Origin of the sequence: Arthrobacter sp. SAFR-044 (genome assembly GCF_051965175.1) — a bacterium.
In the GTDB taxonomy this organism is placed as follows: Bacteria; Actinomycetota; Actinomycetes; order Actinomycetales; family Micrococcaceae; genus Arthrobacter.
The window spans coordinates 55,147-82,146 of the sequence record NZ_JBQCMK010000003.1 but is presented as its reverse complement, the minus strand read 5'-3'; the positions used below and the strand labels follow the sequence as shown (position 1 = coordinate 82,146).

The following is a 27,000-nucleotide window of genomic DNA, read 5'->3' as shown; positions in this document are numbered from 1 at the left end:
AGCTCACACCTTGAAGTACTTGGCCTCCGGGTGGTGGAACACGAATGCGTCGGTGGACTGCTCGGGGTGCAGCATGAGCTCGTCGCTCAAGATGACGCCCATGCGCTCAGGCTTCAGCAGCTCGGTGACCTTGCGGCGGTCCTCCATGTCGGGGCAGGCGGGGTAGCCCAGCGAGAAGCGGGCGCCGCGGTAGTCGAGCTTGAAATACCCTGCCGTGTCCTTGGGCTCCTCGGATGCGAAGCCGAGCTCCTTGCGGATGCGGGCGTGCCAGAACTCGGCGAGCGCCTCGGTGAGCTGCATGACCAGGCCGTTGAGTTCGTAGTAGTCGCGGTACTGGTTGGCGGCGAACATCTTGGAGGTAAACTCTTCGATCTTGGAGCCGGCGGTGACCAGCTGCACGGGCAGCACGTCGATCTGGCCGGACTCGCGGGACTTCACGAAGTCGGCCAGGCACAGGTGCCGGTCGCGGCGCTGGCGCGGGAAATCGAACCGCAGGCGGTCGGTGCCGATCGGGCCGCCCGAACCACCGTCCGGGGCGAGCAGCCCCGCCTGCCCCAGGACGCCGTCGGGATCCTCGCCGTGGTGCAACACCACTACCTGTTCGCCCTCGGAGACTACGGGGAAGTAGCCGTACGCCACGGAGGCGTCCAGCATGCCTTCACCGAGGATGCGGTCCAGCCAGTAGCGCAGGCGCGGCCGGCCTTCGCGTTCCACCAGTTCCTCGTACGAGGCGCCGTCCTCGCCGCGGCCTGGCTTGAGGCCCCACTGGCCCATGAAGGTGGCGCGCTCATCGAGGAACGCCGAGTAGTCGTGAAGCGAGACGCCGCGGACGATGCGGGTGCCCCAGAACGGCGGCACGGGCACGGGGTTGTCGCTGGCAACGTCGGACCGGCCGGGCATGGCTTCGGGTTCGGTGACCGTGAACTTCGCCCCGCCCTTGTGGATGCGCTTCTTCAACGGCGGCAGGCCGACGTCGTCCGGTGATTCACCGCGGGCAACGCGCACCAGCGGTTCCATGAGGGAGAGGCCCTCGAAAGCGTCCTTGGCGTAGCGGACCACGCCGTCGAACTGCTCCGCGAGGTCCTGCTCCACGTAGGCGCGGGTCAGGGCTGCGCCGCCCAGGATGACGGGCCACTTCTTGGCCAGGCCGCGGGACTGCAGCTCGGCGAGGTTTTCCTTCATCACCACGGTGGACTTCACCAGGAGCCCGGACATGCCGATCACGTCAGCATTGTGCTCCTCGGCGGCGGCGATGATCTCGGCGATGCCCTGCTTGATGCCGATGTTGACCACTTTGTAGCCGTTGTTGGTGAGGATGATGTCCACCAGGTTCTTGCCGATGTCGTGCACGTCGCCGCGGACGGTGGCGATCACCATGGTGCCCTTGCCGGAGGAGTCCGACTTCTCCATGTGCGGCTCGAGGAGGGCTACTGCGTTCTTCATGACCTCGGCCGACTGCAGGACGAAGGGCAGCTGCATTTCACCGGCGCCGAAGCGTTCACCCACCACCTTCATGCCCTCGAGCAGGTGGTCGTTGATGATGCCCAGCGGGGTCATGCCTTCGCTGCGGGCCAAGTCCAGGTCCGCTTCGAGGCCCTTGCCTTCCCCGTCGATGATGCGCCGTTCCAGGCGTGCGCCCGTGGGCAGTGCCGCGAGTTCGGCGGCGCGCTGGTCCTTGAGCGCTGCGGTGTCGACGCCGGCGAACATGTCCAGCATGATGGCGAGCGGATCGTAGGTGGTGTTGCCGTCGGCGTCGTATTCACGGCGGTCCCAGACCAGGTCCAGGGCCACCTTGCGCTGGTCTTCCGGAATAGAGGCGAGCGGGACGATCTTGGCGGCGTCAATGATGCCGCTGGTCAGGCCCGCTTCGGTGGCCTCGTGGAGGAAGACCGAGTTCAGGACGATGCGCGCGGCCGGGTTCAGGCCGAAGGAGACGTTGGAGACGCCGAGCGTGGTGTTGATGCCGGGGTACTTGGCGGTGATCTGGCGGATGGCCTCGATGGTTTCGATGCCGTCCCGGCGGGTTTCCTCCTGGCCGGTGGCGACAGGGAAGGTGAGGCAGTCCACGATGATGTCCTCGACGCGCATGCCCCACTCGCCCACCAGGGAGTCGACCAGGCGGGAGGCGATGGCCACCTTGCCTTCGGTGGTGCGGGCCTGGCCCTGCTCGTCGATGGTCAGGGCGATAACCGCGGTGCCGTGTTCCTTGACCAGCGGCATGATGCGGGCGAAGCGGCTGTTGGGGCCGTCGCCGTCCTCGTAGTTGACCGAGTTAACCACGGGGCGGCCGCCGATGAGTTCCAGGCCGGCCTGCAGGACGGGCGGTTCGGTGGAGTCGATGACCAACGGGAGGGTGGAGGCCGACGCGAAACGCGAGAGGATCTCCTTGACGTCGGCCACGCCGTCGCGGCCCACGTAGTCGACGCAGACGTCCAGCAGGTGGGCGCCGACGCGGATCTGTTCGCGGGCGATGTCCACGCAATCGTCCCAGCGTTCTTCGAGCATCGCCTGGCGGAAGGCCTTGGAGCCGTTGGCGTTGGTGCGCTCACCGATGGCCAGGTAGGCGGACTCCTGGTCGAAGTTCACGTGCTGGTAGAGGGAGGCGACGCCGGCCTCGCGCTCAGTGGGGACGCGCGCGGGGGCGGGCTTACCGCCGTTGGAGGCAACGGCGTCGTCCGCGGTCTTGCGGGTGCGGAAGGGCGCAAGGCGTTCGACGACGGCGGCCATGTGTTCCGGCGTCGTACCGCAGCAGCCGCCCACCAGGCCCAGGCCGAATTCGCGCACGAACTGCTCGTGCGCGGTGGCGAGTTCGGCGGGCGAGAGCGGGTAGTGCGCGCCGTTGGCGCCGAGGACGGGCAGGCCGGCGTTGGGCATGCAGGCGATGGCGACGGAGGACTGCTTCGAGAGGTGGCGGAGGTGTTCGCTCATCTCGTCCGGGCCGGTGGCGCAGTTCAGGCCGATGGCGTCGACGCCGAGCGGCTCCAGGGCCGTGAGTGCGGCGCCGATTTCGGAGCCCATGAGCATGGTGCCGGTGGTCTCCACCGTCACTTCGACGAAGATGGGCAGGCGGATGCCCTTGGAGACGATGGCCTGCTTGCAGCCGTTGACGGCGGCCTTGGTCTGCAGGAGGTCCTGGCTGGTTTCGATAAGGAAGGCGTCCGCTCCCCCGTCGATGAGGCCCTCGGCCTGGAGGGCGAAGGTCTGCTTGAGGTAGTCGTAGCTGGTGTGGCCCAGGCTGGGGAGCTTGGTGCCCGGGCCCATCGAACCGAGGACCCAGCGCATCCGACCGTCTGTTGCCTCTGCTGCCTCGGCGCGTTCGCGGGCGATCCTGGCGCCCTTTTGTGCGAGCTCCTCGATGCGGTCATCGATGCCGTAGTCGGAGAGGTTGGACCAGTTAGCGCCGAACGTGTTGGTCTCCACGGCGTCGATGCCGGTGGCGAAGTAGGCGTCGTGGATGTCCGCGATGACGTCCGGCCGGGTGTCGTTGAGGATCTCGTTGCAGCCCTCCAGGTTCTGGAAGTCCGTGTCGAGGGACAGGTCCCGGCCCTGGAGCATGGTGCCCATGGCGCCGTCGGCAATGACCACCCGGTGGTTCACGGCGTCCAGGAGTTCCTGGGAACGGGCGGGGCGGGGGACGGACTCGATGTCCAGTGCGAAACGAGGCATTTAAACAGGTTACGGGCGGGGGCGCCTGCGGTGCGCTGTGTGTCCGTGTACTACGGTGGCTGTGCTGGGATCTAAGACGGGTCCGGGACGGTCTTGTAGCCCTTTAGTCAGTCCTCGAGGACGGCCCGAGCGGCTGCAGTGTCGTGGAAATCGGGCGACTGCTGTTCCTGTTCTTCGATCTTGCGGCGGTAAAAAATCGTGGGCCGCTTGTTTCGTGATCCCCAGTGCTTCGCCGATCTGGGCCCATGTCGCGCCACCCTCACGGGCAGATTTCATGACATACCAGCGCCTGGCCGTGAGCAGCTCGACTGCCTTGGCATTTGCCCGCAGGGCCTCTAGCGCGGCCACTTCCGATACCTCCGTCAGAAAATGTGCTGCAGCTTCCCGCGCCTGATCGCTGGCTATGGAGGAAAAGCCAGGCGACGACTCGCCACGGTTGAAGTCTTCCCAAACTTTGAGCAGCTCATGGACGTCACCGCTGTTGAGAGCCCGCTCCACTGACTCCGCATCCATGGCGTCAAGGTAGCTTGACGTCCCTCGAAGGTCAAGGGGAGGTGCCGACTCTTTCTAAAGTGCGGCAGCTGGCGCCGTCACTTCCTTGTCCCATTCGGCGACTATGCCTGTCGCTGGGGGGGAACGCCCTGGCAGGTTGAATTATGGCTTGGTATAGAGCAAGCGCATCTACATCTCTCGCGTCGACAGAAGCCTCAGCATTAGGGCCGATAAACGCGATTCCCTAAAGGCCGCTTAGCGCCCCGATGATCCTTCGCCCCCGCCCGGTGGCGCGGACTCACTCCGCGGCGGCGACCCCGAGGTCAGCGGCGTGGCCGTTGATGGTGCGGGCCAGGTCGATGTCGCGGCTGGTGATCCCGCCGACATCGTGGCTCGAGAGCGTGACGCCTACCTCGGGATAGGTCAGGGTGAGGTCGGGGTGGTGGTTGGCCTTCTCGGCGGAGGTGCCGATGCGGTTCACGAGCTCCAGCCCGGTGGAGAACTTCCGGGTCTTGAAGGTGGCGGTGAGGGCGTCGCCGGTCATGCGCCAGCCGGTGAGCCCGGCTTCGGTGAGCTCGGCGGCGGACAGCTTCCGCTGGGGATCAGTCATAGTGTCATCATGGCTCCCGAGGGCCTCCATGGCTACCCCGCGGGCACCACGCCTCCAGCGGTGATTACAGCGCCGGCCCGCTGGTAAAAAGTCCGCAATCCGCGGAATGCGGCCTTTTCGTCTAGCTCCCCCAGTGCCTGTCTAGAGCCGATAGCCGACGTTTCGTCATCCTAGGGGAGTGGCGCCTTTCGCATGCGCACATAGAAGCCTCTGACTCTGAGCGGTGGTGCTGTTTCTTGTCCGAGGAGATCAGATGGATGGTTATGGGTGACCAGCGTCAGATAGCCCGAACCCTATGGCGATCTGGCACATATCGACCTGTGGATCTTTGCTGGAACCACAGCGGGTTCCGGGACTAGCCAGGGGGTAAACCTCGCGTGTACAGGCCGGGGTAGTCGATGATGAACCCGTCAGGATCGACTTTGATTTGGCAGTTGAAGTCGCTGTCCAGTGACTCATAGAGGTATAGATTGACGGATGTTCTGGTGTACGCCTGCGGGTCTGGCAGCACCCGGAGCGAGGGGACGTCGATATAGGCCGTGGTGATCTCTGCCCGGGACCCAATGGCGAGGTTGAGTCGCCGAACCGGCAGAGTGTTCGTGAAGGGGCTGAATGCCAAGTCGATGTCAATTGCGCCCTCCAGGTCGGGGCGTAGCTGGCCATTGACGCTCCAGGTTCCGTCGCTCCTCCGCTGGACCTCAAGTCGCCGATCGTCGTGACAACGCAGCGTAAGCTCACGAAAGACCCACTGGCCATCAAGGGTTGCCTCGTAGTCGCAGCGCCCCTCACGGGAGGTGATGATGGATCGAGCCTGGAGTTTTCTGCCCATCGTGAACTGGAGACGTTCGATGCTGCGCGTCTTGATGCCGTACCAGGTGTAGCCCACAGTCAACCTCTCCCTCCGCTTCCGTGATAGCAACAGTCTCTATCGAAGTTGCAGGACGGGGTAGTCGTAGGAACACCTAGCCGGGGCGGCTATCAGGACCAGCACGCACAGGGGAAACATTGGCGGGCGCCGGCTGCATCTCACTGCCGCGTGGAACCACAAAAAAGTAATGGACGAAGGCAGTGAAAACCTCGCCCGGTACCTGAAGGCGCGGCTGGTCAGCAACGAATCACGTGAACTAGAGCCCGGGTCCCCGGAATCGCTTCGCTAGCGGACACCGGGCGGGATCAGTGGAAGAGCCATTCCAACCCTGCCGTCGCGCTCTTCCAGCCATTGGCTGGTGTGTAGAGAGCGAGGACCATACCTTCACCAAAGCCAACTCTCCTGTCCGGGGCCTGTCGCAGGGCCGCCCTGATGCATTCCAGGCCCTGTATTGCACCGCTCGCCTTGACGATGGCGTCAGGGATACTCGTCCCTTCCACTGTGAACCAGCCAACGCTTCCCTTGGTCGCGTATTCGAGGAAAAACGGTGCGAAAGGGAGTGCGTCGGTGGCCTCAGGCGGGCGCGCAGAAGGGACGACAGCCGGTTCTTTGGGCATCTCTGGCAACTTTGCTTCTCGAAGTGATACGGGAGGCCCCCAAAAATACGGTCGGCCGGTCACGGCCCGGAGTATGTCGGCCAGGATCAGCCACTGCCCGGGGCAGCATCTTGACGCAGTGTGGGCTGGCAGGCACGGGCCTTGGGGGAGGGACCGCCTGCCAGCCCCGCGTCGCATCCGCGGGGATCGGATACGAAGCGACAGCCAAAACGCCGTGCAAAAATTCTGCCAACCCGACGGACCCCTAACATCCGAAGTTCCCGTTGAACGGGATAATTAGAGTCGGCGGGAACTGAGGAGGCTTTCCGGGCGCGGCTCGCTGACACCGGTTGCATGTTCGGACTTCATGGCTGCGGATATTGCGAACGAGGCTGACCGTAGCACTGCTACTGTCAGCGGGATCTGGGCGTCTTCTTCGGGGATGACCGCTGTCAGTGCGGCGGGAAGCCCGTCAGAGTCGTCACCGAGGACAGGAACGGAAACCGCGATGGTTCCTTCGGTGACGATGCCTGGACGGGTGAGGTATCCCGCCTGGCGGGCCTGCGCCAACACCGGCCGCAGGTTTTCACCCTCGCCGGGCGTTGAGGCGAGGAACGACTCCTGGTAATCAGGGGGCTGATGGGCGAGGAGAACCAGCCCCGATGGCGTACTCGTCAACGGCAGGCGCGCCACCTTCTGAGTGATGTTGGTAGCCGTCGAACCGCGTGATATCCGCTCCAGGTACAACGTCTCACCTTTATCCAAGACCGCGAGGGTGATTTGCGCCTTGAGTACTGCGTGCACCGATTCCATCAAGGGAACGGCAGCGTTGCGTAAACGCACGAACGCCTCTGTCGGTCCGGGTGCACCGCGCTGCCGGATGAGGGGTCCGGGACAAAGGAGCCCGTCGGCGGTTCGTTCCAGGAAACCGTGGGCCAGCAGATCAACCACAAGCCGCTGGGCCGTGGACAATGGAAGACCGGTCCGTAGCGCGACGGAGGTCAGATTCAGGAATTCGTGGTCGTGGTCAAACGCGGCAACGATGCGGGCAAGCCGGGCGACCACCGACTCACCGCTCGGCGAATTAGCCATACGAGCTCAACCCTCCAATGACGACAGCAACGAATGGAATCCGGCCCCGTTCCTAGTCCGTGCCCACGACAAAAAATCGTGCTTATCAGCCATGGCCCCAGTATGCCCCGCCATTACCGGCGGCACGAAGACTCCAGGAAAAGACTGTCCGGCATCCTGACATGCCCGGTCCTTCGCGAGAGGGCAGCACCGGATGCCGCCAATTAGGAAACTAGCCTTCCGGGTACTACTTTTGCTTCTGGCCAAGCGCACGTTTCCCCCAATGTGTGGTGCAGCTAAGAAGGACCCTCGCGGATCGAGTCAAGGACGCGAGGGTCCTTCGCTACCGGCGCCTGGGGAGTCGCCGCGCAGGGGCGTGCAGTTCTCCTGCTGTCGGCGTCTCTGCGATGATCGGCAACGCCACGGTCACGGGAACCGGACTCGGCTCCCAAGGCAACCACTACATCTACAAGGAGAACGGGCAGAGCATTTTCAACCCCGACGGGAGCGCCACCGCCCAAGTTATGGTCTGGCTCATCAGCAAAGGGTCAGGGCTCGACAGCCGGGCCTTCTTCAGGCTCACGGTCTTCCCGGACGGAACATTCGACCTCACGACCGACGCCTCCTGCCCTGCCTGAGCCGCCTGTCCGGACGTTCCAGGGACTGCGATGGCAATCTCATGCAGGCCAGTGCGAACTCCTTCTTCTAGGGCGCTGAAACCCCGGGCGGGGCTTGCTTCTAGCTCAAACGCTCATCGCTCCATAGATTGGCCGTCCGAGACCGTCGCTTGGTTTAAGAGCTTCTTGACTCACGACACGGTGACCAGCTGCCGGCCAGCCCGAACACTCTGCCGTTGCGCCATCGGACTGTTTGCTAGTGAACAGGTCGTTCCGAACGTTAACTATTCCGCCCCATTTCGTGAGCTCCACGGCACATTGCTCGCTTACACCGCGCAAGATTGGAGAGGTGCCTCAGTTGGGCTGAGGCTCTTGACCCAACGAGCTTTAGAACACTACGGACTGAGAATTCCTTACCTCGATGGACTTCTTGAAGCTTGTACCACAGCAATGACCGGAAAAGAGGACGCGTTGCTTCCGAGATTGGGTGGATCCTCGCTGGACGTCGGCTCGTCCCTCCACCTCGGAGATGTAGCGTCGAAGACATCGAACAGAAGTGGGCTCTAGTTGATCTAGCGGATGCCTTCGCCACAGAGGAACTGGTCCAGTATTCAAGCTGTGCTCTAGGTTTCCCGACTCAGGTGACGAGCCGTGAACCTGCAGCCTCTTGGTTGTGTAGTGTCTTGGAGGGCTTAATCCTCGAACGTCTCGCTTCGGGTAAGTTGATTGCTGCGGCTCGTACTATGCGTCTTCGAGGTCATTTGTTCGGCAACTCCGACAAGTTCGGCGAGTCGTTTATGGATACACTTTCGATTCACGCACGAATCCGAGGAGGCTTCGGTGCCGTGGCGGTTCTCCTACCGGATGTGGACATTTCCGTGCGTGAAGCCTGGATGGCGCGTGAGGTCTTCCTGCCGACAACACTAGAGGTGATGTGGGCAGCGGCGTCAGTGAGAGCTCCGAACTGGTCCCCCTTCTTTGAGTCAGAGAGTACTTCGCGTCTACCTCATGGTGATTCTGGCAGGGCATAGACCCAATTTTTTGCGCTTGGCTTCTGAGCAGCGCTACTGCATGTCGGTCGGTGACCGACCAAGCCCTGCTGCTGTGCGGGGCGATGCAGCCACGGAAACCATTCCCTGTTAGCAATTCTGGAGGGTTCCGGCCCGGGAAGAGCCCTCCGGGATAACAGGATGCCCGGGCGGTCTACACCCAAACCTGACGTCAGAGTGAGCGGACAGAGACGTAATTCTTGATACTTCCGCCTCTAGGTCTCAGACCAGAATCTGACACAACGTGTGGATCCACACCTACCCAAGCTCAACTGAATGGAATGAAGCTGCTATCGTCCAAGTCTCTACGAAGGGGGAATAGCCGAATGCAGGCAGGGGATTGGGTATCACTTGGGGCTGCAGTCGTGGCAGTTGTGGCATTGATCTGGACAAGGGCACAGGCACAATCAGCAAAGATGCAAGCTGAGTCTGCCAAACAGCAAGTAGCCCTGGCGAAGCGGCAGACCGAGATCCAAGAACAGCTCTACCGCGACCAGCAGCAGCCCTATCTGTGGATCGATTTCCGGGTTGATCCGGTTTCCTATTACCTGATCGATCTCGTGTTAAAGAATGAGGGGCCCACCGTTGCAACCAATGTGCGAGTGACTATGGACCCACCTATCCAACGCTCGTCCGCCTTCACGATGGACGAGAGCCTTCTGGACCTCCCGGGCTTCACAAACGGGTTCGCCTCGATCCCGCCTGGCCGGGAGATGAGGTGGAGTCTGGGGACGCACGTCGAAATTTTCGAAGAGCGTACTTTCCACCGGCACACAGTGACGATTGCATTCGATGGTCCCTTCGGGCCAGCGGAGCCGCTTGTCTACGTCCTGGATTATGCAGACGCAAAAGCGATGTCACTGCGCGACCCTGGCAACCTAAAGTCGATGACAGAGGCGCTCACTAAGGGTAACCGGGAGCTTACGCGAATCCTCGGCCGCGTCGAGCACGCCCTTCGAACGGACGACCTGCAGGACTAGCAGACGGACACGATGCAGGTATCCACTCCCCCAGCCTTACAGAATCTGCATTATCGGCGTGCTGAAATGGACGGGGGAGAGGGCTTCGAAAGGGGCTTCGCCTGATTTCCAACCGACACGCCTCTAGGACAATTGGCGACGGCTTTAGCGAATTGCGGCTCGATTCCAGCCTCGGGAGTGGCCCGGAAAGCGGGCTCGGGCTGAACGTCGAATAGGAATCAGATGTGGCAGCGGTTCGTCCGTGATGGGGAGGAAGAACGCGCCTTGACGCAGGCTCCCGTTATCTCTGGCTCTTCGTGGGCATCCGTTTCTACCGCGTGCTCGGGCCGTGGGAAGTACATTGGATGTTCTCCAACTTCTCTGCAGCCAGGAGGGAGGCAAGTTCTTCAGTTGGGCCGCCGGCCCAAACAGACCAGAAGAACGTCCCGACAGCGAGGGCTGCCATGGTCAGGATGTCAGTTTGATTTCCCAGCGCGGGCTCGCCTAGGGGGCCGAACTGTCCATAGTAGGCAATAAGGAGCGTCGTCAGGAAGGTGACGACTATCCACAGGCCGCCGCGGATGTGACCCCGCCCCTTCGTGTTGCTCGACAGGTACAGGCCGCCTAGAAATAGCCCAGCGACTATGACCATGGCGCTGAAATAGATGGGGAAAGACCATGAGCCCGGGGCTTGTTCCTGGTTCCGGGTGAACAACCAGCCGCCGGCGGCCGCTACCCAGATCCACGCGACAGTGAAGCCTGCGGAGAGCAGCCAGCTGGGCAGAGGACGGCTCCACCCGCTCCGAACGCTTGCGTAGCCGCCGTAGAGCGGAAGCGCGAAGAATACGACGGTGAAAAGGTTGATGAGAGAGACCCAGCCGGCGAAGTAGATCAGCAACAGGCTGGCTACGTATCCGGCGAGGGCCCAGAAGGTGGCGGCCTTGAGCCGGAATGGGCGTGGGAGCTCAGGTGCGGTGCGCCGAAGGACAACGAGCACTGGCCCACCCATTAGGTAACTCAGTGTCAGGGCGATCGAAACCTGACCAACGAAGGAGTACCAGCTTGGGGCCGGAAAGAAGAAGAACATCCCCAGAGCTGTGCATATGGCCAGCGCCACGATGGGTGTGCCGAACCGGTTGATCCGTTGAAGTGCTTTGGGCAGCTCCCCATTTACCGACATGGAGTACGTGGACCGTGCGCCAATGCCCAGCCACACCCAGCCCGTGGCCATTGGCGAGAGTGCTGCGTCCGAGAGCAGGACCACGGAAAACCACGCGAAACCGGCGGCGGTGACGGCGTTGAGCAACGGCGCGGAAGCCCAGTGGCTTCCAAGGAGAGCGTGCCAGTCCCCTGACGCTACGTTGGCCGCGTCCCAGTTCACGGCTCCCACGAATCCGATCTGCAGAAGTATGTAAATCACCAGGGGAATCAACAGTCCTCCGACCACGATGGCGATCGGGATGTTCCGCTGTGGATTGATTGCCTCGCCGCCGAAGTCAAGAATCTGGCGGAGGCCGGAGTAGGCGAACACGATGCCGCCGCTGGCAAGTGCGCCGAGGATAGCGCCTGCACCTTGAGGGGCGAAGCCACCGCCGATGGTGAAGTTCGCGGAGGAAAAAGCGAAGAACATCAGCGTCGCTGCCACGAGTGGGATCACGAGCTTCCAAATAGTGATGTATTTGTTCGACTCGCTCAGGACTTTCGCGCCAAAGGAATTGAGGATGAAGAAGACAATGAGGAGCCCGAAACCTGCCACGATTCCCCGGGGCCATGACAGGATCATCGTCCCGTCGCTTTCGGTGAGGAGTCCTAGTTCAGGCCAGTTGCCCCCGACGTACGTGAGGATTGCCTGGACTTCAATAACGGGCAGTGCCAGCGCCGCAATCAGGTAACCCCACCCGTTGAACCAACTCAGGAATGCTCCGTGGGTGAGTCTGGGGTAGCGGACGCCTGCGCCCGAGCGCGGGAGCATGGTTCCCAGCTCCATCCATGCCGCTCCGATGACGCCGAAGAAGACGGCGCCCAGTACCCAGGTGATAATCGAGGCAGGTCCGGCGATACTTGCTGCGGCGAGGGTGGCCAGGAGCCAGCCGGAACCGATTTGAACGCTGACAGCAAGCGCGATCAGGCCGAAAAGTCCGATCTGCTTCTTCAGCTGGGCGTCGCTCGCCTCATAAGCTTCCCTCATGGGCGCATTATTTTTCGAGTGTCCATATGACTCCTTTGTCCTACCAGTATCCGGCTTCCGGACTTCACGCGATGTAGACGTTTCAGCTGTCGATTCGGCTTTGACTGCGCTTGCTGGCTGGCTTTGTTCCTGGCACTTCCCCTGCCGCCGCTTTTGGGGTCGGTTGATCCGGCCGTTCCAGGAAATGCCAAGGACGTCCTTCCGGCGTGGAACGTCTTTCAGGTTTATAAGAAATGGCGGTCCTGGGGTGCGCCACGGGAGGCGCGTCTAAGGAGTGCCATCTGCGTGAGGTCGTCGACGACCTGGTTGACGCGGGTTCTCCGGGCCTTGCTGCCGAGGGAGCGGCGCTGTTTGCCTGCGGCCAATACACGGGCCTGTTCCCGAGCGGTGGGAATCGCGTCCGTCCCCGGGGCGTGTGTAAAGGGATGGTAGAAGAGCGGCAGATTCGATCTGTCCTGCTCGTACTCAGACATTGTTCTCACGTTTTCAGTCCATTGTCGTCACGAAACATGGTGCTGCCTATCGCAGGGATAGGCAGCACCACAAGGATCTACGTCTCATAGGCACCCTGGGCCTAAGAGCACGCCGGCCCGCAGATTTTTTCAGTGTGTCATGGCGGTGAAAGCCTGATCGTAGATGGCCAGCGCCTGCTTCACCTCATCTGCCGTGACGACGGCGGGCGGCACCACGTGGAGGCGGTTGTCGGCCAGGAACGGCAGCAGGCCCAGGCGGAGCAGTTCAGCCTTGAGCCGGCCCATGTACTCTGCGTTGACAGGGGTGCGGGAGTCCCGGTCCTGGACGAGTTCCAGGGCCCAGAAGACGCCGCGGCCGCGGACTTCTCCGATGACGCTGTGCTTTTCGGCCAGTGCGAGCAGGCCGGGTTCGAGGTGGTCGCGGCCGATCCTGGCGGCATTGCCGACGATGTCTTCTTCTTCGAAGGCTTCGATGGACGCCACCACCGAGGCCGCGGCGAGCGGGTGCCCGGAGTAGGTGAGCCCGCCGGGGAAGACCCGCTCATCGAAAGTGGCGGCGATGTCGCCGGAGATGATGACGCCGCCTACGGGGACGTAGCCGGAGTTGACGCCCTTGGCGAAGGTGATGAGGTCCGGGGTGACGTTGAAGGCGTCGAAGGCGAACCAGTCGCCGGTGCGGCCGAAGCCGGCCATGACCTCGTCGAGGATCATCACGATGCCGTATTCGTCGCAGAGCGCCCGGACGCCTTCGAGGTAGCCGGGTGTGGGGACCAGGATGCCGGCGGTGCCGGGGACGGTTTCCAGCAGGATGGCGGCGATGGACTGCGGGCCTTCGGCCTGGATCACCCGACGGAGGTGGTGGAGGGCGCGCTCGGTTTCCTGTTCGGGGGTTTCGGCCCAGAACTCGGAGCGGTAGAGGTAGGGGCCGAAGACGTGGACGTGGCCGCGGGAGTATTCGTTGGGGATGCGCCGCCAGTCACCGGTGGCAACGATGGCAGCGCCGGTGTTGCCGTGGTAGGAGCGGTAGCGCGAAAGGACTTTGTCGCGGCCGGTGTGCAGGCGGGCCATCCGGATGGCGTTTTCGTTGGCGTCTGCACCACCGTTGGTGAAGAACACCTTTTCCATGTTGGCGGGTGCGTGGGACAGGATCTTGGCTGCGGCGGTGGCCCTGACGTGATTTGCGGCCGCGGGTGCCACGGTGGCCAGGGTGGTGGCCTGCTGGGCGATGGCGGCTATGACTTTGGGGTGCTGGTGGCCGATGTTGGTGTTGACGAGCTGGCTGGAGAAGTCCAGGTAGGTGTTGCCGTCATGGTCCCAGACGGTGCTGCCGGATCCGCCGGCGATCGCCATAGGGTTCAGGGACTTCTGCGCGGACCAGGAATGGAAGACGTTGGCCCGGTCGAGGGCTACGACGTCGGCGTTGCTGAGGGATACAGCGGCCGACGTCTTGGCGTCTGCTGCGGGCAGGAGTGCCTGGTTGGCGACCATGGCGTTTCCTCTCGGTAAGTGGAATGGGAAGTTCCTTCATCATCCGCTTTCCGTCAGGGCTAGTGCCGTATACGTTTGTACAACCCATCTGTTTCTGTTCGACGTTTTCACACCGGGGATCAACATGCCGCCAAACCTTAATATCCTCCTCCGCAGCCGCTCGTTGAAGTTGCGGCTGGTGGTGCCGGACCTCGGGGCACCTCGCCTTGAGCAGTCAATCAGTTGGGTGCACAGCTCTGACCTGGCGGACCCCACCCCGTTCCTGGACTCCGGCCAGCTGTTGCTGACGGACGGTACCCAGTTTCCCGTCGAGGGTGAGTTCGGGAAGGGGTATGAGCACTATGTGGGCCGGCTTGTGGAGCATGGCATCGTGGGACTGGGCTTTGCCACCCAGGTGGTCCACGGGACGTTGCCTCCAGGCCTCGAGGAAGCCTGTAGGGATCAGGGCCTTCCGTTGGTCGAGGTACCGGACCGGACACCGTTCATCGCCATTATCCGCACTGTTGCGGACTATCTGGCGCGGGAAGAGCACGCACGTGCCGAGTGGTCGCTGCAGGCCCAGCGTGCCATCTCGCGGGCAGCCCTGCGGCCCGACGGGTTGACCTCGATCCTCGGTGAGCTCGAGCGACAGCTTCACAGCTGGGTGGCCCTGTACGATGCCGCGGGCAACTATGTGCGCATGCCCCGCAACCGTCCCGTCCCGTCGGAGATCGCGGCTGGAGTAGGCCGGAAGGTACGGCAGGCGCTGGAATTAGGGACCCGCTCGGCCTCGCACTTCGACGTTGACGGCCAGTCGGTGACCCTGCAGACTCTTGGCCGCAAAGACAACCTGCGCGGCGCCCTCGTGCTGGGTGCCATCGAGCCCCTGGACCCGGCCCGGGCGGACATCGTCAACAGCGTGATCGGCCTGGCAAGCCTGGCCCTGGAGCAGGCGCGGACCCTGGACACGGCACGGAGGCACCTGCGCGCCGGTGTCTTTGAGCAGCTGCTGGCGGGCAGCACCGACGTCGCATTCCGCACAGCCCGCCAGGTGTGGGGCCAGCTGCCACGGGATCCGCTGATGGTGACCGTCTCCCGGCAGGAGAGCCCGGCGCCAAACCTGTTGGAGGCCTTGGAGCTGCTGGCGGACGACCACCGGGGTGCCGTGTTCTATGCGCTGCGGGGCGAGGTCCTGGTGATCCTGGCGGGCCAGGCCCACCAGGGGAAGGTTTTGGAGCTGCTGGGGCGCCACGGCGCGACGTGTGGTGTCTCGGCCGAGGCACCAATGGAGGGGCTTGCCGGTGCCCTGGAAGAAGCCACACGTGCGTTGCGGCGGGCAGCTGAAGTGGGCAGGGCCGTCGTCGAATTTTCCGAGCTCTCGACAGGCGGCATGCTGGGCCTGCTTCGCGAGGAGAAGGCCGGCCCGGTGGCCCGGGGGTTGCTGCAGCCGCTGATCAGCCATGACGCGGCCGAGCAGACGGAACTGCTGGAAACCGTACGGGAATGGTTTGCCAATAACTGTGCCTGGGACAAGACAGCGCGCCGTCTGGGAGTGCACCGCCATACGCTCAGGAACAGGATTGATACTGCCGGCCGAATCCTTGGACTGAACCTGGACAGCATGCAGGACCGCCTGGAGCTGTACGCGGCTGTTCAGTTCCTGGAATAGGCCGGAAACGAAGGCGAGGACCTCCGGCAGGTGTGCCGGAGGTCCTCGCTGTCAGGGCCCAGTGCCAGGTGCTGACATCCTGTGGGTGCTGCCCTAGTTCTGCGGGAAGCCCAGGTTAATGCCGCCGTGGCTCGGGTCGAGCCAACGGGAGGTGATGGCCTTTTCGCGGGTGAAGAACTGGAAGCCCTGGAGGCCGTAGGCCTTGGAGCTGCCGAAGATGGAATCCTTGAACCCTCCGAAGGAGTAGTACGCCACCGGAACCGGGATTGGCACGTTGATACCCACCATGCCCACTTCCACCTCGTTCTGGAAGCGGCGGGCCGCGCCGCCGTCGTTGGTGAAAATAGCCGTGCCGTTGCCGTACGCACTGGAGTTGATAAGGTCAAGACCCTCTTCATAGCTGTGGACGCGGACCACCGCCAGGACCGGGCCGAAGATCTCCTCGGTGTAAGCGCGGGAGGTGACCGGGACCTCGTCGATCAGGGTCGGGCCGAGCCAGAAGCCGTTCTCGTCGCCGTCCACGTTGATGCCGCGGCCGTCCGCCACAACCTTTGCGCCATCCTCAACGGCAATGTCGATGTAGGACGCCACCTTGTCGCGGTGCTGCTTGGTCACCAGGGGGCCCATGTCGCAGTTGCGGCGTCCGTCACCGATCTTCAGGGTCGCCATCCGGGAGGTGATCTTCTCGATCAGTTCGTCAGCGACGGGCTCGACGGCGACGACGACGCTGATGGCCATGCAGCGTTCACCGGCGGATCCGAAGCCGGCGTTGATGGCGGCGTCGGCAGTCAGGTCGAGGTCGGCATCGGGCAGGACCAGCATGTGGTTCTTCGCGCCGCCCAACGCCTGGACGCGCTTGCCGTTTTTGGCTGCAGTTTCGTAAATGTACTGGGCAATGGGGGTGGAGCCCACGAAGGAGATCGCCTTGACGTCGCGGTGCTCGAGGAGTCCGTCGACGGCTTCCTTGTCTCCGTGCAGGACGTTGAACACGCCTGCCGGAAGGCCTGCTTCGGTGAACAGTTCGGCGAGCCAGTTGGCGGCGGAGGGGTCCTTCTCGCTGGGCTTGAGCACGACGGTGTTGCCGGCGGCGATGGCGACAGGCAGGAACCACAGGGGAACCATGGCCGGGAAGTTGAACGGGCTGATGATGCCCACGACACCGAGGGGTGCCTTGGTGGAGTAGACGTCCACTCCGGTGGAGACGTTTTCGGAGTGCTCGCCCTTGATCAGGTGCGGGAAACCAGTGGCCAGTTCCACGACCTCCAGGCCGCGGGTGATTTCGCCCAGCGCGTCCGAGACGACTTTGCCGTGCTCAGCGGTGATGATCTGGGCGAGCTCGCCTTTGCGCTCGTTCAGCAGTTCGCGGACGCGGAACAGGATCTGCTGGCGCTTGGTGATGGAGAGGTCACGCCAGGCAGGGAAGGCTTTGTGGGCGGACGAGATGGCGGTTTCGATGTCCGAGGCATTCGCCAGGGCGACGCGTTTGGTTTCGATGCCGCGGGCCGGGTCGTAGACCGGGGCGGTGCGGTCCCCCGAGGAAAGGGCCTCGGCGCCGTCGATCCAGTGGGACAGGACGGGAAGTTCTTCGTTCGCGGTCACGCTGTTGCTCGCTTTCAGTTCAGGGAGTGTTGCCGGAGCGGCTTTGCAGCAACGGTACGGGGACGCCGCACGCTCGCGGGGACTCCATTTGGAGCTTGGTGCCGTTTCGGCTCGACACATGTATAGGCGGCCGCAGCCAGCGGACGTCCCTACCGTGGAGGCCACAGCAGGATCAAGTCTTTGAGGAGCCCAATGAAACGACGCAGCCACTTCCCTTCTGTACCCCCAGGCGCCGCCCGTACCGGGGAACACTGCCCCCAAACCGGATGGTGGAACCCGGCCGGGGAAGAGGCAACCAAAGCTTCCCTCCCAGCCGCCGCCGAGGCACGCTTCATAGGAGAGGGAAGCCTCATGCCGCCCATCAATGGCCTGCCCGGGACATGGGTGCCCCGCTGGCTCCGGGCTGCAGTTGCCCGTTCCAAAGACTCGTTCGATATCCCTGTATACGCGAAGTCGGAAGAGCGGTAGAGTTTGTCTGACAATCTGCACACGCAGTAGTCGACTTTCGAATGTATTGGGGAAGCTCATGGCGGAATCAAACATGTCAGCTGCGGCACTTCCTCTGCGGATGTCCCCGGTGGCCTCGGTGTCGCGCAGGGATGGCGTCGTCAATGAGATCCGGCGCGCCGTTGTGCTTGGCACCATCAAGCCCGGCGAGAAGCTCACGGAGGTCCAGCTTTCCGAATGGCTCAACGTCAGCCGGCCCACTGTCCGAGAAGCCCTCAACCAGATGGCCCAGGAAGGACTCCTGGTCCAGGAGCCGTACCGCGGCCTCAGAGTGGCAACCCTGGACGCAGCAGCCATCATGGACCTCGCCAACACCCGCATGGCCTTGGACATGCTGGCCGCCACCGCGATCGTGGAGGATGACTCCGGGCGCCGCATGAAAATGGTGGAGGACAGCTGGGCCGAGTACAGCCGCGTGGAGATGGATCCGGACCCGGTCATCCGGCACGAAAGCCACGTGTCATTCCACCGGAGCCTGTGGGCCGCCTCAGAGAACGCGCTGCTGCTGCGACTCTGGCCGGTCACCGAAGCGCACCTGACCATCATCCTTGCCCAGGACCAGGCGGCACGGGCAGACCCCGTCCGCGCGCACCGGGTCCACGAAAAGCTGGTTCAGGCCCTTCGAACCCAGGACCTCGACGTCATCCGGAAAGCCTTCAGCGAACACACCATGCGCAGCGCGGAGGAACTCATCCCGCTGCTGGGCAGCGCAATCCCACAGAAAGAGAGCTAACCCATGAAGATTCTGATCGTAGGCTCGACCGGCCTGCTCGGGTCCTCGGCCGCCTCGGCCCTGCGGGACCGGCACGAGATCATCGAAGCCTCACGCTCCGGGCAGGTCACGGTCGACCTCACCGAACCGGACTCCATCCGCCGGATGTTTGACCAGGTAGGCCGCGTGGACGCCGTCATATCCTGCACCGGCTCCGTCCCCTTCAAGCCGCTCGAAGAACTCACGGACAAAGACTTCCGGGCCGGCTTCGAGGACAAGGTCCTCGGCCAGGTCAACCTGGTCCAGATAGGCGTGGAGTATGTGAACAACGGCGGCTCCTTCACACTGACCAGCGGGGTGCTTGCCCGTGAACCCATCCTGACCGGTGTCGCAGCCTCCCTGGCCAATGGCGCCCTGGAATCCTTTGTCATGGCGGCCGCGGCCGAGCTGCCGCGCCGTATCCGCATCAATGCCGTCAGCCCCTCGGTCCTCGCCGAGGCCACCGGCTACCACGACTACTTCCCCGGATTCCAACAGGTTCCCGCGGAAACGGTGGGGCGCGCGTACGTAAAGTCCGTCGAAGGCATCCAGACGGGACAGACGTACGCCCTGGACCAGTAGACAGGCAGCGCGCGCACCCCTCCCCCGGGCAACCCCCGCAAAAGCCGGTCTTCACCCTGTGAAGGCCGGCTTTTGCTGTTTCCAGTGGCAGTCCTCTGCGGCGCGGTCATCAGGAATTTACATTCGCGGTCTTCCTCACCCCCTCGCCGGCCCCGGCCCCGGAAGCACGCGGAAGCCGCGTTACAGCTTTATTTCCTTCACACTCTCCTTTTTTGCAGCAGCCACTGGACGTGGCGCCGGTCACAGGTTTACTCTTGAAGCACGAAGCTGATTGTAAGACAATAAAACAACCAAACGACCTTCGGATGGCAACATCTTCAGCCATTCGCCCCCAGGACAGCACGGCAGCATGGTGGCCGCGTCCGATCAGAAAAACTTCCATCCAGTCGGCATATTTTCCTTTGTTTTTCCCGCCGGCCCCCTGACCCGTTTCCTGTAAAGAGGGTTTTAAAATGACCAAAACAAGCAAGATTGTCCTCGCCATCCTGGCCGTCCTGGTCCTCGGGGGGATTGGCGGCACATTGGGCGGCAAAATGTTCGGCGGCAACAGTGCCACGGCAGCGTCATCAGTCTCCGCCCAGGGCTCCTTTATCGATGACATCAAAAAGCGCGGCGAGCTCCGCGTCGGCGTGGCCATCGCCCCGCCCATGACCACCCAGCAGCCGGACGGGACCCTCGGCGGCCCCAACCTCATTCCCCTCGAGGAACTGGCCAAGCAGCTGGGCGTGAAGCTGGTTCCGGTAGCCGCGGAGTGGAAGAACATCGTGGCAGGCTTGCAGGCCAACCGCTACGACTTCGCTGCAAACCTGGACTACACGGTGGAACGGTCACTGGCGATCTCCTTCACCAACCCGGTCTACGAATACCCCGGCGTGTTCGTCGTCAAGGCGGATGCCCCATTCACCACCAGCGACCAGGTCATCAGCAGCGGCGGACAGATTGCCACCGCCCAGGGCGCAGCACCCGAGGCGACGCTGAAGGGCCTGACCGGGAACATCATGCCGATGGACTCCTACTCCAACGCCATCTCCGCTATCCAGGCAGGACGCGCGGTGGCAGAATTTACCGACCTTCCCACCGCAGAGTCCCAGGCACAGGCCGACTCTTCCCTGAAGATCATCGTCCCCAAGCCTGAAATCTACTCCGGCACCGCCGCCTACGGGGTTCCCGCCGGCGTCGACGCCCGGTCCATGCAGATCGTGAACATCGCCATCGAGCGCGCCCAGAAGAGCGGCACTCTGGCACAGGCCTACACCAAGGTCAACTACTTCGAGGTCAACAACCTCGGCGACCTCGCCAAGAAGTGATCCGCCAGGAACAACGCGGCCAAGGAGCCAAGACATGAACTACAACTTCGACTGGAACGTGGTGGCCAACGCCTTCCCTGCAATGATGCAGGGGCTGGGTCTCACCCTCCAGATCACTGTGATCACCATCGTCATCAGCATGATCCTCGCGGTGCCCCTGGCAGTGGGCCGCATGTCGAAGATCGAGGTGATCCGCTGGGCCGCCCAGGGATACATCGAGATCTTCCGCTGCACCCCGCTGCTGGTCCAACTGTTCTGGATCTTCTACGCACTGCCTGCCCTCACCGGGGTTACGCTCCCCGGATACGCGTCGGCTGTCATTGCCCTCACGGCGAACCTCACCGCCTTCATGGCCGAAACCTACCGCAGCGGTTTCCAGTCCGTTCCGGTTGAACAGGTCGAAGCCGGCAGGATGCTGCAGCTGAGCCGTTTCCAGCAGCTGCGCTACATCATCGTCCCGCAGGCCCTGCGCCAGCAGCTGCCGGTCATCCTCTCCCTGAACATCTCCCTCTTCAAGGACACGGCGCTGGTCTCCACCATTGCCGTCTCGGACCTGATGTTCATCTCCAACACGATTTCTTCCCAGACCTACCGGGCCCTGGAAGTCTTCACCCTCGCAGCGGGCGTCTACTTCGCCATCGCCTTCCCGATTTCGCTGATCACCAGCTCCATCGAACGCAGGATGCAGAACAGCTCCGGCATGGGTGCCCCGGCGCCCAGGAGGCTCGCATCGCGAATGATGCCCGGAACCCGTCCGGTGGTGCCGGCATGAGCCATTCACTGAGCACCGGGCTTCCTCCGGTCCAGCAGCAGAAGGACAATGATGGAACCGAACAGAAGGGCATCAAGGTGACAGCGCTCGAGGCCACCCCCCAGCTCACCGGGAATCGGCAGGTCCTGGTGGAAGCCCGCGGCCTCCAAAAAGCCTTTGGACCCCGCCAGATCCTCAAGAATGTCGACTTCGAGATGAACAAGGGCGACATCACCGTCATCATCGGCAAGAGCGGCTCCGGCAAATCCACCCTCCTTCGCGCCCTGGCCGGCCTCACCGACCCGGACGAGGGCCAGATCCTGATCGACGGGCACACGGTCTTCGCGGACCAGAAACGCACCAAGGAATGGGACAACATCCGCTCCGAAGTGGGCATGGTCTTCCAGGCCTACACGCTCTGGCCGCACATGAACGTGCTGGACAACCTCGTCCTTGCCCCCCGCAAGGTTCGCGGCGCCGCCGCCTCGGAATCCCGCGACCGGGCCGAAGCCGCCCTGGGCGAAGTAGGCATGGCCCACCACATCCTCAGCAAGCCCACCCAACTCTCCGGCGGTGAGCGCCAGCGCGTCGCCATCGCCCGGGCCCTGATGATGAAGCCCAAGCTCCTGCTCTGTGACGAAATCACCTCCGCCCTGGACCCACCCGTCGCGGCAGAAGTACTCGACGTCCTGCGCCGGCTCAAGGAAGAGGACGGCATCGCGGTCGCCCTGGTCACCCACGACATGGCCTTCGCCTCCAAAGCCGCGGACCGGGTGGTGTTCTTCCACAACGGCGAAATCGCCGTCAACGCCACCCCGGAGGCCGCGTTCGACAAGTGCGATAACGAAGACCTCAAGAAATTCGTGGACGCCGTCCGCTTCTAGGCCCACCGGTCCGGAACAGCCCCTCTGCCCCGGACCAAGAAAGGAACCATTGTGCACACCGTAGTGATTGGTGGCGGCGTCATCGGCCTCACCCAGGCCTACCACCTCGCCCGCGAGGGCGAGGACGTCACCGTCATTGACGCCCGGGCCACCGGCCTGGGCGCGTCGAAAGTCAACGCGGGGTGGATCTGCCCCGCGGAATCGGCACCCGTGCCCGGACCCGGCGTCGTCCTCAAATCCATGAAATGGATGCTCCGCCCGGACAGCCCGCTCTACATCCGGCCGTCCCTGAATCCAGCCTTCATAGGATTCATGCTGGGCATGTGGCGCAAGTCCAACGCCCGCGACCAGCGCGCCGGCTTCGAGGGCCACCTCCGGCTTGCCGCCGACACCCTGCAGATCTTTGACGAGTACCGCGCCGACGGCATGGACTTCGAAATGCACACGAACGGGCTGCTCATGGCATTCATGGAGCAGGACAACTTCGACCACCACGTCGACAACCTCGACCTGGCATCCCAGTACGGACGCCAGCCACGCGTACTGGACCGGGACGCGGTGCACGAGCAGGAACCACTGCTCACCGACGAGGTCCTGGGCGGCATCTACTTCCCGCAGGAACGCCACGTGGATCCGGGCGCAATGGCCACCGCGCTGCACCAGCGGCTGGTGGCAATGGGTGTCAAGATTATCGAGAACGCCCCCATTGATGCCGTGGACCGCAACGGGGACCGCGTCACCGCAGTACACAGCCGCGGCAACCGTTACACGGGCGACAACTTCGTCCTCGCTGCCGGCGCCTGGAGCGGAAACCTGTCCAAGCAGTTCGGAGTGCCCCTGCCCGTCCGTCCCGGGAAGGGGTACAGCGTGGAGGTTCCCGCCCTGGGCCTGCGCAGCACCGTCAACCTCTGGGACGCCAAAGTGGCGGTCACCCCGTTCAACGAACGCCTGCGCCTGGCCGGCACCATGGAGTTCGGCGGCCTGGACGAGAAGATCAACCAGGTCCGCGTCGATGCGATCCTGCGGGCCCCGGCGAAGTACTTCCGCAACTGGGAGCCGCCCGCGACCAAGCCGACGCCGATGGCCGGCATGCGGCCGATGACACCGGACGGGCTCCCCGTGATCGGAAATCTCGGACACCTGCAGAACACGTACGTTTCCACCGGCCACGGCATGATGGGCATCACCCTCGCCCCCGGAACGGCTTCGGCACTGACGGATCTGATCGTCCGCGGGAGGATGGCACCCACCCTCCAGCCCTTCAGGGCCGACCGTTTCCGCGGCGTCCAGCGCCAGCCAGTCCCGGTTCACTAGTACCGGACCCCCAAATTTCCTGCCGCCCAACAGCGGCCTGACCACCTTTTGAAAGGAAGCACCACACCATGTCTGCACGCACCAAGAAGGAACTCCGCGGCATCCTCGCCGCCGTCACCACCCCGTTCACCGAGGACGGCTCCGCCATCGACGAAGCGGCTCTGCAGCGCCAGGTGGAGCGCCTGGTCACCGCCGGCATCCACGGCCTCGTCCCCACGGGTACCACCGGTGAATTCACCACCCTCTCCCCCGAGGAGTACCGCCGCGTCATCGAGCTCTACGTCAAAGGCGCCGACGGACGCATCCCCGTAGTCGCCGGCATCGGAGCGCTCTCCACCCAAGGCGCCATCGACCTGGCCCAGCACGCCGAAGCCGTCGGCGCGGACGCCATCATGCTGGTCCCGCCGTTCTACGACCCCCTGGACCTCAGCACCCTCAAGACGTTCCTCTCCGCCGTCGCCGCGTCCATCAACATCCCGATCGTCTACTACAACGTCCCCGGTGCCACCGGCATCCAGCTGACCGCCGCTGAACTGGCCGAGCTCGGCCAGATCGACGGAGTGGACTACATCAAGAACACCTCCGATGACGCCGTGGGCCTGGCCGAACTCCTCGCCAACCACACCGACAGCATCAAGGCCTTCAACGGCTGGGACACCCTGACGTTCTTCGGCATCGCCTCCGGCGCCGAAGCCTCCGTCTGGGGCACCGCCGGCATTGTGCCCGAACTCGCCGTCGAATTCTGGGAGACCCTGGCCGAACAGAAGGACCTGGTCCGCGCCCGCGAACTATGGAAGCACCTGTGGGCCATCAGCGACTTCCTCGAGTCCGTCAACTACGTGGCCGGCATCAAGGCAGGCCTGGAACTCATCGGCGAACCTGTCGGCCCGGCCCGCCTGCCCATCCAGCCGCTGCCCGCCGAGGAACGCGAGCGTTTCGCCGGCATCCTGCGCAACGCAGGCGTCCTCCCGGCAGTAGCAGCATGACCGCGCGCTCCGCCACCAAACTCGCCCTCGACGCCATCGAGGTCCACGCCGAAGGCGAGCCGGGCCGGATCCTGACCTCCGCCGCGTCCCTCGTGCAGGGCGAGACGATGGCGGAGCGCCTGCAGTACTGCAAGGACAACCTGGACTGGCTGCGCCGGCTCATGCTCCATGAGCCGCGCGGCTACCCGGGCCTCTGCTCGGTGATCCTCCTGCCTCCGGTCAACGAAGGCTCCGACTTTGGCATCGTGGTCCTGGAACAGGGCGGCTTCACCCCGATGTCCGGATCCAACACCATCTGCGCCGTCACCGCGGCCCTGGAGGAAGGCATCGTGCCGGTCCGCGGACCGGAAACCGTGGTCACCATCGACACTGCCGTCGGTATCGTCCAGGCAATCGCCAAGGTCCAGGACGGCAAGGTCCTCTCGGTGACCGTCGTGAACGTCCCGGCGTTCGTCGTCGAACTCGACTTCCCGCTCGAGGTGCCGGAGTTCGGCACAGTGCCCGTCGACGTCGTTTTCGGCGGCCAGTTCTTCGCACAGGCCAAGGCAGCGGACCTCGGCTTGGAACTGCACCCGGACAACGGCAAGGAACTTGCCCGCGCCGGTGCCTTGATCAAGATGGCCGCGCTGGAGCAGATCGCCTGCGTCCACCCGGACAATCCGCTGATTTCTGGGGTCAACCTGGTCATGCTGCACACCGGCGACCGCGTTCCCGGCCGGCAGGACCGCAACACCGTGGTGCTGTCCAACGGCAAACTCGTCCCGTCGGACCCGTCCACCTGGACTGGTGCGCTGGACCGCTCCCCCTGCGGGACCGGCACATCGGCCCGGATGGCAGCCCTGCACGCCCGTGGGCAGCTGGCCATCGGCGAAGACTTCTCCCACCACAGCATCATCGGCAGCGAATTCATCGGGCAGCTGACAGGAACAACGACGGCGGGCGGCCGCGAAGCGGTCCTTCCCACCATCCGGGGCCGCGGCTGTGTGACCGGCCGCACCCAATGGCTGCTGGACCCCACCGACCCCTTCCCCTCCGGCTACACCGTCGGCGACATCTGGGCCCCGGGCGCCTAAAGCACCCACTTAGACACTTTTCCGAAACAACTGAAAGCAGGAGTTGTGAGCCAGTTCATTAACGGCAAACTCGCCGACGGCAGCACCAGCGAAACCGTGGACGTCATCGACCCGTCCAACGGCAAAACCATTCGCACCATCACCCTGGCCGGAAGCGACGACGTCAAACAAGCTGTGCAGGCAGCCCGCGACGCGTTCCCCGCCTGGTCCCGTGCCACCCCCGGTGAACGGTCCGCCGTCCTCACCAAGTTTGCCGCGCTCATGGAAGAACGCGCCGAAGAATTTGCCCAGCTCGAATCCCGCCAGGCCGGCAAACCCATCCGCCTCACCCGCGAATTCGACGTCCCCGGCACCATCGACAACATCGCCTTCTACGCCGGCGCAGCCCGCAACCTCGAAGGCAAAGCCACCGGCGAATACTCCCCCGACCACACCTCCTCCATCCGCCGCGAAGCGATCGGCGTGATCGGTTCCATCTCACCCTGGAACTACCCGCTGCAGATGGCCGCCTGGAAGATCCTGCCCGCCGTCGCCGCCGGCAACACGATCGTCCTCAAGCCTGCGGAGATCACGCCGTTGACCAGCCTGCTGTTCGCAGAAGTGGCCACCGAAGCAGGCGTCCCTGACGGCGTTATCAACGTCCTCACCGGCCGCGGCTCCACCATCGGTGCCGAACTGCTGCGCCACCCGGACGTGGACATGCTCTCCTTCACCGGGTCCACCTCCGTAGGCCGGACCGTCCTGGACGCCGCAGCCACCACCGCCAAGCGCGTCCACCTCGAGCTCGGCGGCAAGGCCCCCTTCGTCGTCTTCGACGACGCGGACCTTGAGGCAGCCATCCATGGTGCCGTCGCCGGATCACTGATCAACACCGGGCAGGACTGCACGGCCGCCACCCGCGCCATCGTCCACCGCTCGCTCTACGAGAAATTCATCGAAGGCGTCGCCGACCTGTACGCCAAGGTCAAGCTCGGGCCCACTGCCGACCCCGCCACCGACCTCGGCCCGCTCGTCTCCCGCAAGCACCAGGAAACCGTCGCGGGGATGGTGGACCGGGCCCGCGGCTACGCCCGCGTCATCGGCGGCGGCATCCCTGAAGGGGACCTGGCGGGAGGCTCTTACTACCGGCCCACCCTGGTCGCCGACGCCACCCCGGACAGCGAAATCTTCCGCGACGAAGTCTTCGGCCCCGTCCTTGCCGTCACCCCGTTCGACACCGACGACGAAGCCATTGAACTGGCCAACGACACCCCCTACGGCCTGGCCGCTTCGGCATGGACCAAGGATGTCTACCGTGCCCTGCGAGCCACCCGCGAAATCCGCGCCGGCGCCGTCTGGGTCAACGACCACATCCCGATCATCAGCGAAATGCCACACGGCGGCTTCAAGCAGTCCGGCTTCGGCAAGGACATGTCCACCTACTCCTTCGACGAATACACCGTGGTCAAGCACGTCATGTTCGACCTCACCGGACAGCAGGCCAAGGAGTGGCACCGCACCATCTTCACCCTGGAGGGGTAG

General features: G+C 63.8%; 20 protein-coding genes. 12 read left to right on the top strand and 8 right to left on the bottom strand.

Features of this window, described 5'->3' with window-relative positions; all coding sequences use genetic code 11:
• Positions 1-3: 3 nt before the first annotated feature.
• The 4 genes from metH to ACTHQS_RS05450 form a co-directional block, all read right to left on the bottom strand.
• A complete protein-coding gene (gene metH, locus ACTHQS_RS05465; protein WP_440166793.1) occupies positions 4-3,666 on the bottom strand; it encodes a methionine synthase in 3,663 nt (1,220 codons plus the stop codon).
• Between the two features lie 790 nt (positions 3,667-4,456).
• A complete protein-coding gene (locus ACTHQS_RS05460; protein WP_440166791.1) occupies positions 4,457-4,768 on the bottom strand; it encodes a 4a-hydroxytetrahydrobiopterin dehydratase in 312 nt (103 codons plus the stop codon).
• 355 nt (positions 4,769-5,123) lie between these two features.
• Positions 5,124-5,654, bottom strand: a complete 531-nt coding sequence (locus ACTHQS_RS05455; protein WP_440166789.1) for a putative glycolipid-binding domain-containing protein — start codon at positions 5,652-5,654, stop codon at positions 5,124-5,126.
• 875 nt (positions 5,655-6,529) lie between these two features.
• Positions 6,530-7,324, bottom strand: coding sequence for an IclR family transcriptional regulator (locus ACTHQS_RS05450; RefSeq protein ID WP_440166787.1), 795 nt, complete (start codon positions 7,322-7,324; stop codon positions 6,530-6,532).
• Positions 7,325-7,710: 386 nt separating this feature from the next.
• On the opposite strand from ACTHQS_RS05450, the gene ACTHQS_RS05445 reads away from it, so the two are divergent.
• Together ACTHQS_RS05445 and ACTHQS_RS05440 are read left to right on the top strand one after the other, a co-directional pair.
• Positions 7,711-7,941, top strand: coding sequence for a hypothetical protein (locus ACTHQS_RS05445; RefSeq protein WP_440166786.1), 231 nt, complete (start codon positions 7,711-7,713; stop codon positions 7,939-7,941).
• Positions 7,942-9,295: 1,354 nt separating this feature from the next.
• Positions 9,296-9,949: a hypothetical protein gene (locus ACTHQS_RS05440; protein ID WP_440166784.1), complete on the top strand. Its 654-nt coding sequence runs from the start codon at positions 9,296-9,298 to the stop codon at positions 9,947-9,949.
• A gap of 310 nt (positions 9,950-10,259) precedes the next feature.
• On the opposite strand, the gene ACTHQS_RS05435 is transcribed toward ACTHQS_RS05440, so the two are convergent.
• Both ACTHQS_RS05435 and ACTHQS_RS05430 read right to left on the bottom strand, forming a co-directional pair.
• Positions 10,260-12,116, bottom strand: a complete 1,857-nt coding sequence (locus tag ACTHQS_RS05435) for an APC family permease (RefSeq protein ID WP_440166782.1) — start codon at positions 12,114-12,116, stop codon at positions 10,260-10,262.
• A 602-nt stretch (positions 12,117-12,718) separates the two neighbouring features.
• Positions 12,719-14,077: an aspartate aminotransferase family protein gene (locus ACTHQS_RS05430; RefSeq protein ID WP_440166780.1), complete on the bottom strand. Its 1,359-nt coding sequence runs from the start codon at positions 14,075-14,077 to the stop codon at positions 12,719-12,721.
• Positions 14,078-14,201: 124 nt separating this feature from the next.
• Between ACTHQS_RS05430 and ACTHQS_RS05425 the strand changes: the two genes are divergently transcribed.
• Positions 14,202-15,725, top strand: a complete 1,524-nt coding sequence (locus ACTHQS_RS05425) for a PucR family transcriptional regulator (protein ID WP_440166778.1) — start codon at positions 14,202-14,204, stop codon at positions 15,723-15,725.
• 93 nt (positions 15,726-15,818) lie between these two features.
• Here the strand turns inward: ACTHQS_RS05425 and ACTHQS_RS05420 are convergent, their stop codons facing one another.
• Positions 15,819-17,324, bottom strand: a complete 1,506-nt coding sequence (locus tag ACTHQS_RS05420; RefSeq protein ID WP_235008751.1) for a CoA-acylating methylmalonate-semialdehyde dehydrogenase — start codon at positions 17,322-17,324, stop codon at positions 15,819-15,821.
• 526 nt (positions 17,325-17,850) lie between these two features.
• Here ACTHQS_RS05420 and ACTHQS_RS05415 point away from each other — a divergent pair.
• Both ACTHQS_RS05415 and ACTHQS_RS05410 read left to right on the top strand, forming a co-directional pair.
• Positions 17,851-18,564: a GntR family transcriptional regulator gene (locus tag ACTHQS_RS05415; protein WP_440166776.1), complete on the top strand. Its 714-nt coding sequence runs from the start codon at positions 17,851-17,853 to the stop codon at positions 18,562-18,564.
• A gap of 3 nt (positions 18,565-18,567) precedes the next feature.
• Positions 18,568-19,164: a short chain dehydrogenase gene (locus ACTHQS_RS05410; protein ID WP_440166774.1), complete on the top strand. Its 597-nt coding sequence runs from the start codon at positions 18,568-18,570 to the stop codon at positions 19,162-19,164.
• Between the two features lie 109 nt (positions 19,165-19,273).
• Here the strand turns inward: ACTHQS_RS05410 and ACTHQS_RS05405 are convergent, their stop codons facing one another.
• Entirely contained in the window at positions 19,274-19,633 is a 360-nt protein-coding gene (locus ACTHQS_RS05405; protein WP_440166772.1) for a hypothetical protein, read from the bottom strand.
• Between ACTHQS_RS05405 and ACTHQS_RS05400 the strand changes: the two genes are divergently transcribed.
• The 7 genes from ACTHQS_RS05400 to ACTHQS_RS05370 all read left to right on the top strand — a co-directional run bounded on the left by ACTHQS_RS05400 (position 19,617) and on the right by ACTHQS_RS05370 (position 27,000).
• Entirely contained in the window at positions 19,617-20,471 is an 855-nt protein-coding gene (locus tag ACTHQS_RS05400; protein WP_142118070.1) for a substrate-binding periplasmic protein, read from the top strand. The genes ACTHQS_RS05405 and ACTHQS_RS05400 overlap by 17 nt on opposite strands.
• A gap of 34 nt (positions 20,472-20,505) precedes the next feature.
• On the top strand, positions 20,506-21,243 hold the full coding sequence (locus ACTHQS_RS05395) for an amino acid ABC transporter permease (protein WP_142118072.1): 738 nt from the start codon (positions 20,506-20,508) through the stop codon (positions 21,241-21,243).
• Positions 21,240-22,106: an amino acid ABC transporter ATP-binding protein gene (locus ACTHQS_RS05390; RefSeq protein ID WP_440166770.1), complete on the top strand. Its 867-nt coding sequence runs from the start codon at positions 21,240-21,242 to the stop codon at positions 22,104-22,106. Before ACTHQS_RS05395 ends, ACTHQS_RS05390 begins: the two co-directional genes overlap by 4 nt.
• A gap of 51 nt (positions 22,107-22,157) precedes the next feature.
• A complete protein-coding gene (locus ACTHQS_RS05385) occupies positions 22,158-23,420 on the top strand; it encodes an NAD(P)/FAD-dependent oxidoreductase (protein ID WP_440166768.1) in 1,263 nt (420 codons plus the stop codon).
• Between the two features lie 68 nt (positions 23,421-23,488).
• On the top strand, positions 23,489-24,406 hold the full coding sequence (locus tag ACTHQS_RS05380; RefSeq protein WP_440166766.1) for a dihydrodipicolinate synthase family protein: 918 nt from the start codon (positions 23,489-23,491) through the stop codon (positions 24,404-24,406).
• Positions 24,403-25,479, top strand: coding sequence for a proline racemase family protein (locus ACTHQS_RS05375; RefSeq protein ID WP_440166764.1), 1,077 nt, complete (start codon positions 24,403-24,405; stop codon positions 25,477-25,479). Before ACTHQS_RS05380 ends, ACTHQS_RS05375 begins: the two co-directional genes overlap by 4 nt.
• A 45-nt stretch (positions 25,480-25,524) precedes the next feature.
• Positions 25,525-27,000 (top strand): gamma-aminobutyraldehyde dehydrogenase, encoded by a 1,476-nt coding sequence (locus tag ACTHQS_RS05370; RefSeq protein ID WP_440166762.1) that lies wholly within the window; start codon positions 25,525-25,527, stop codon positions 26,998-27,000.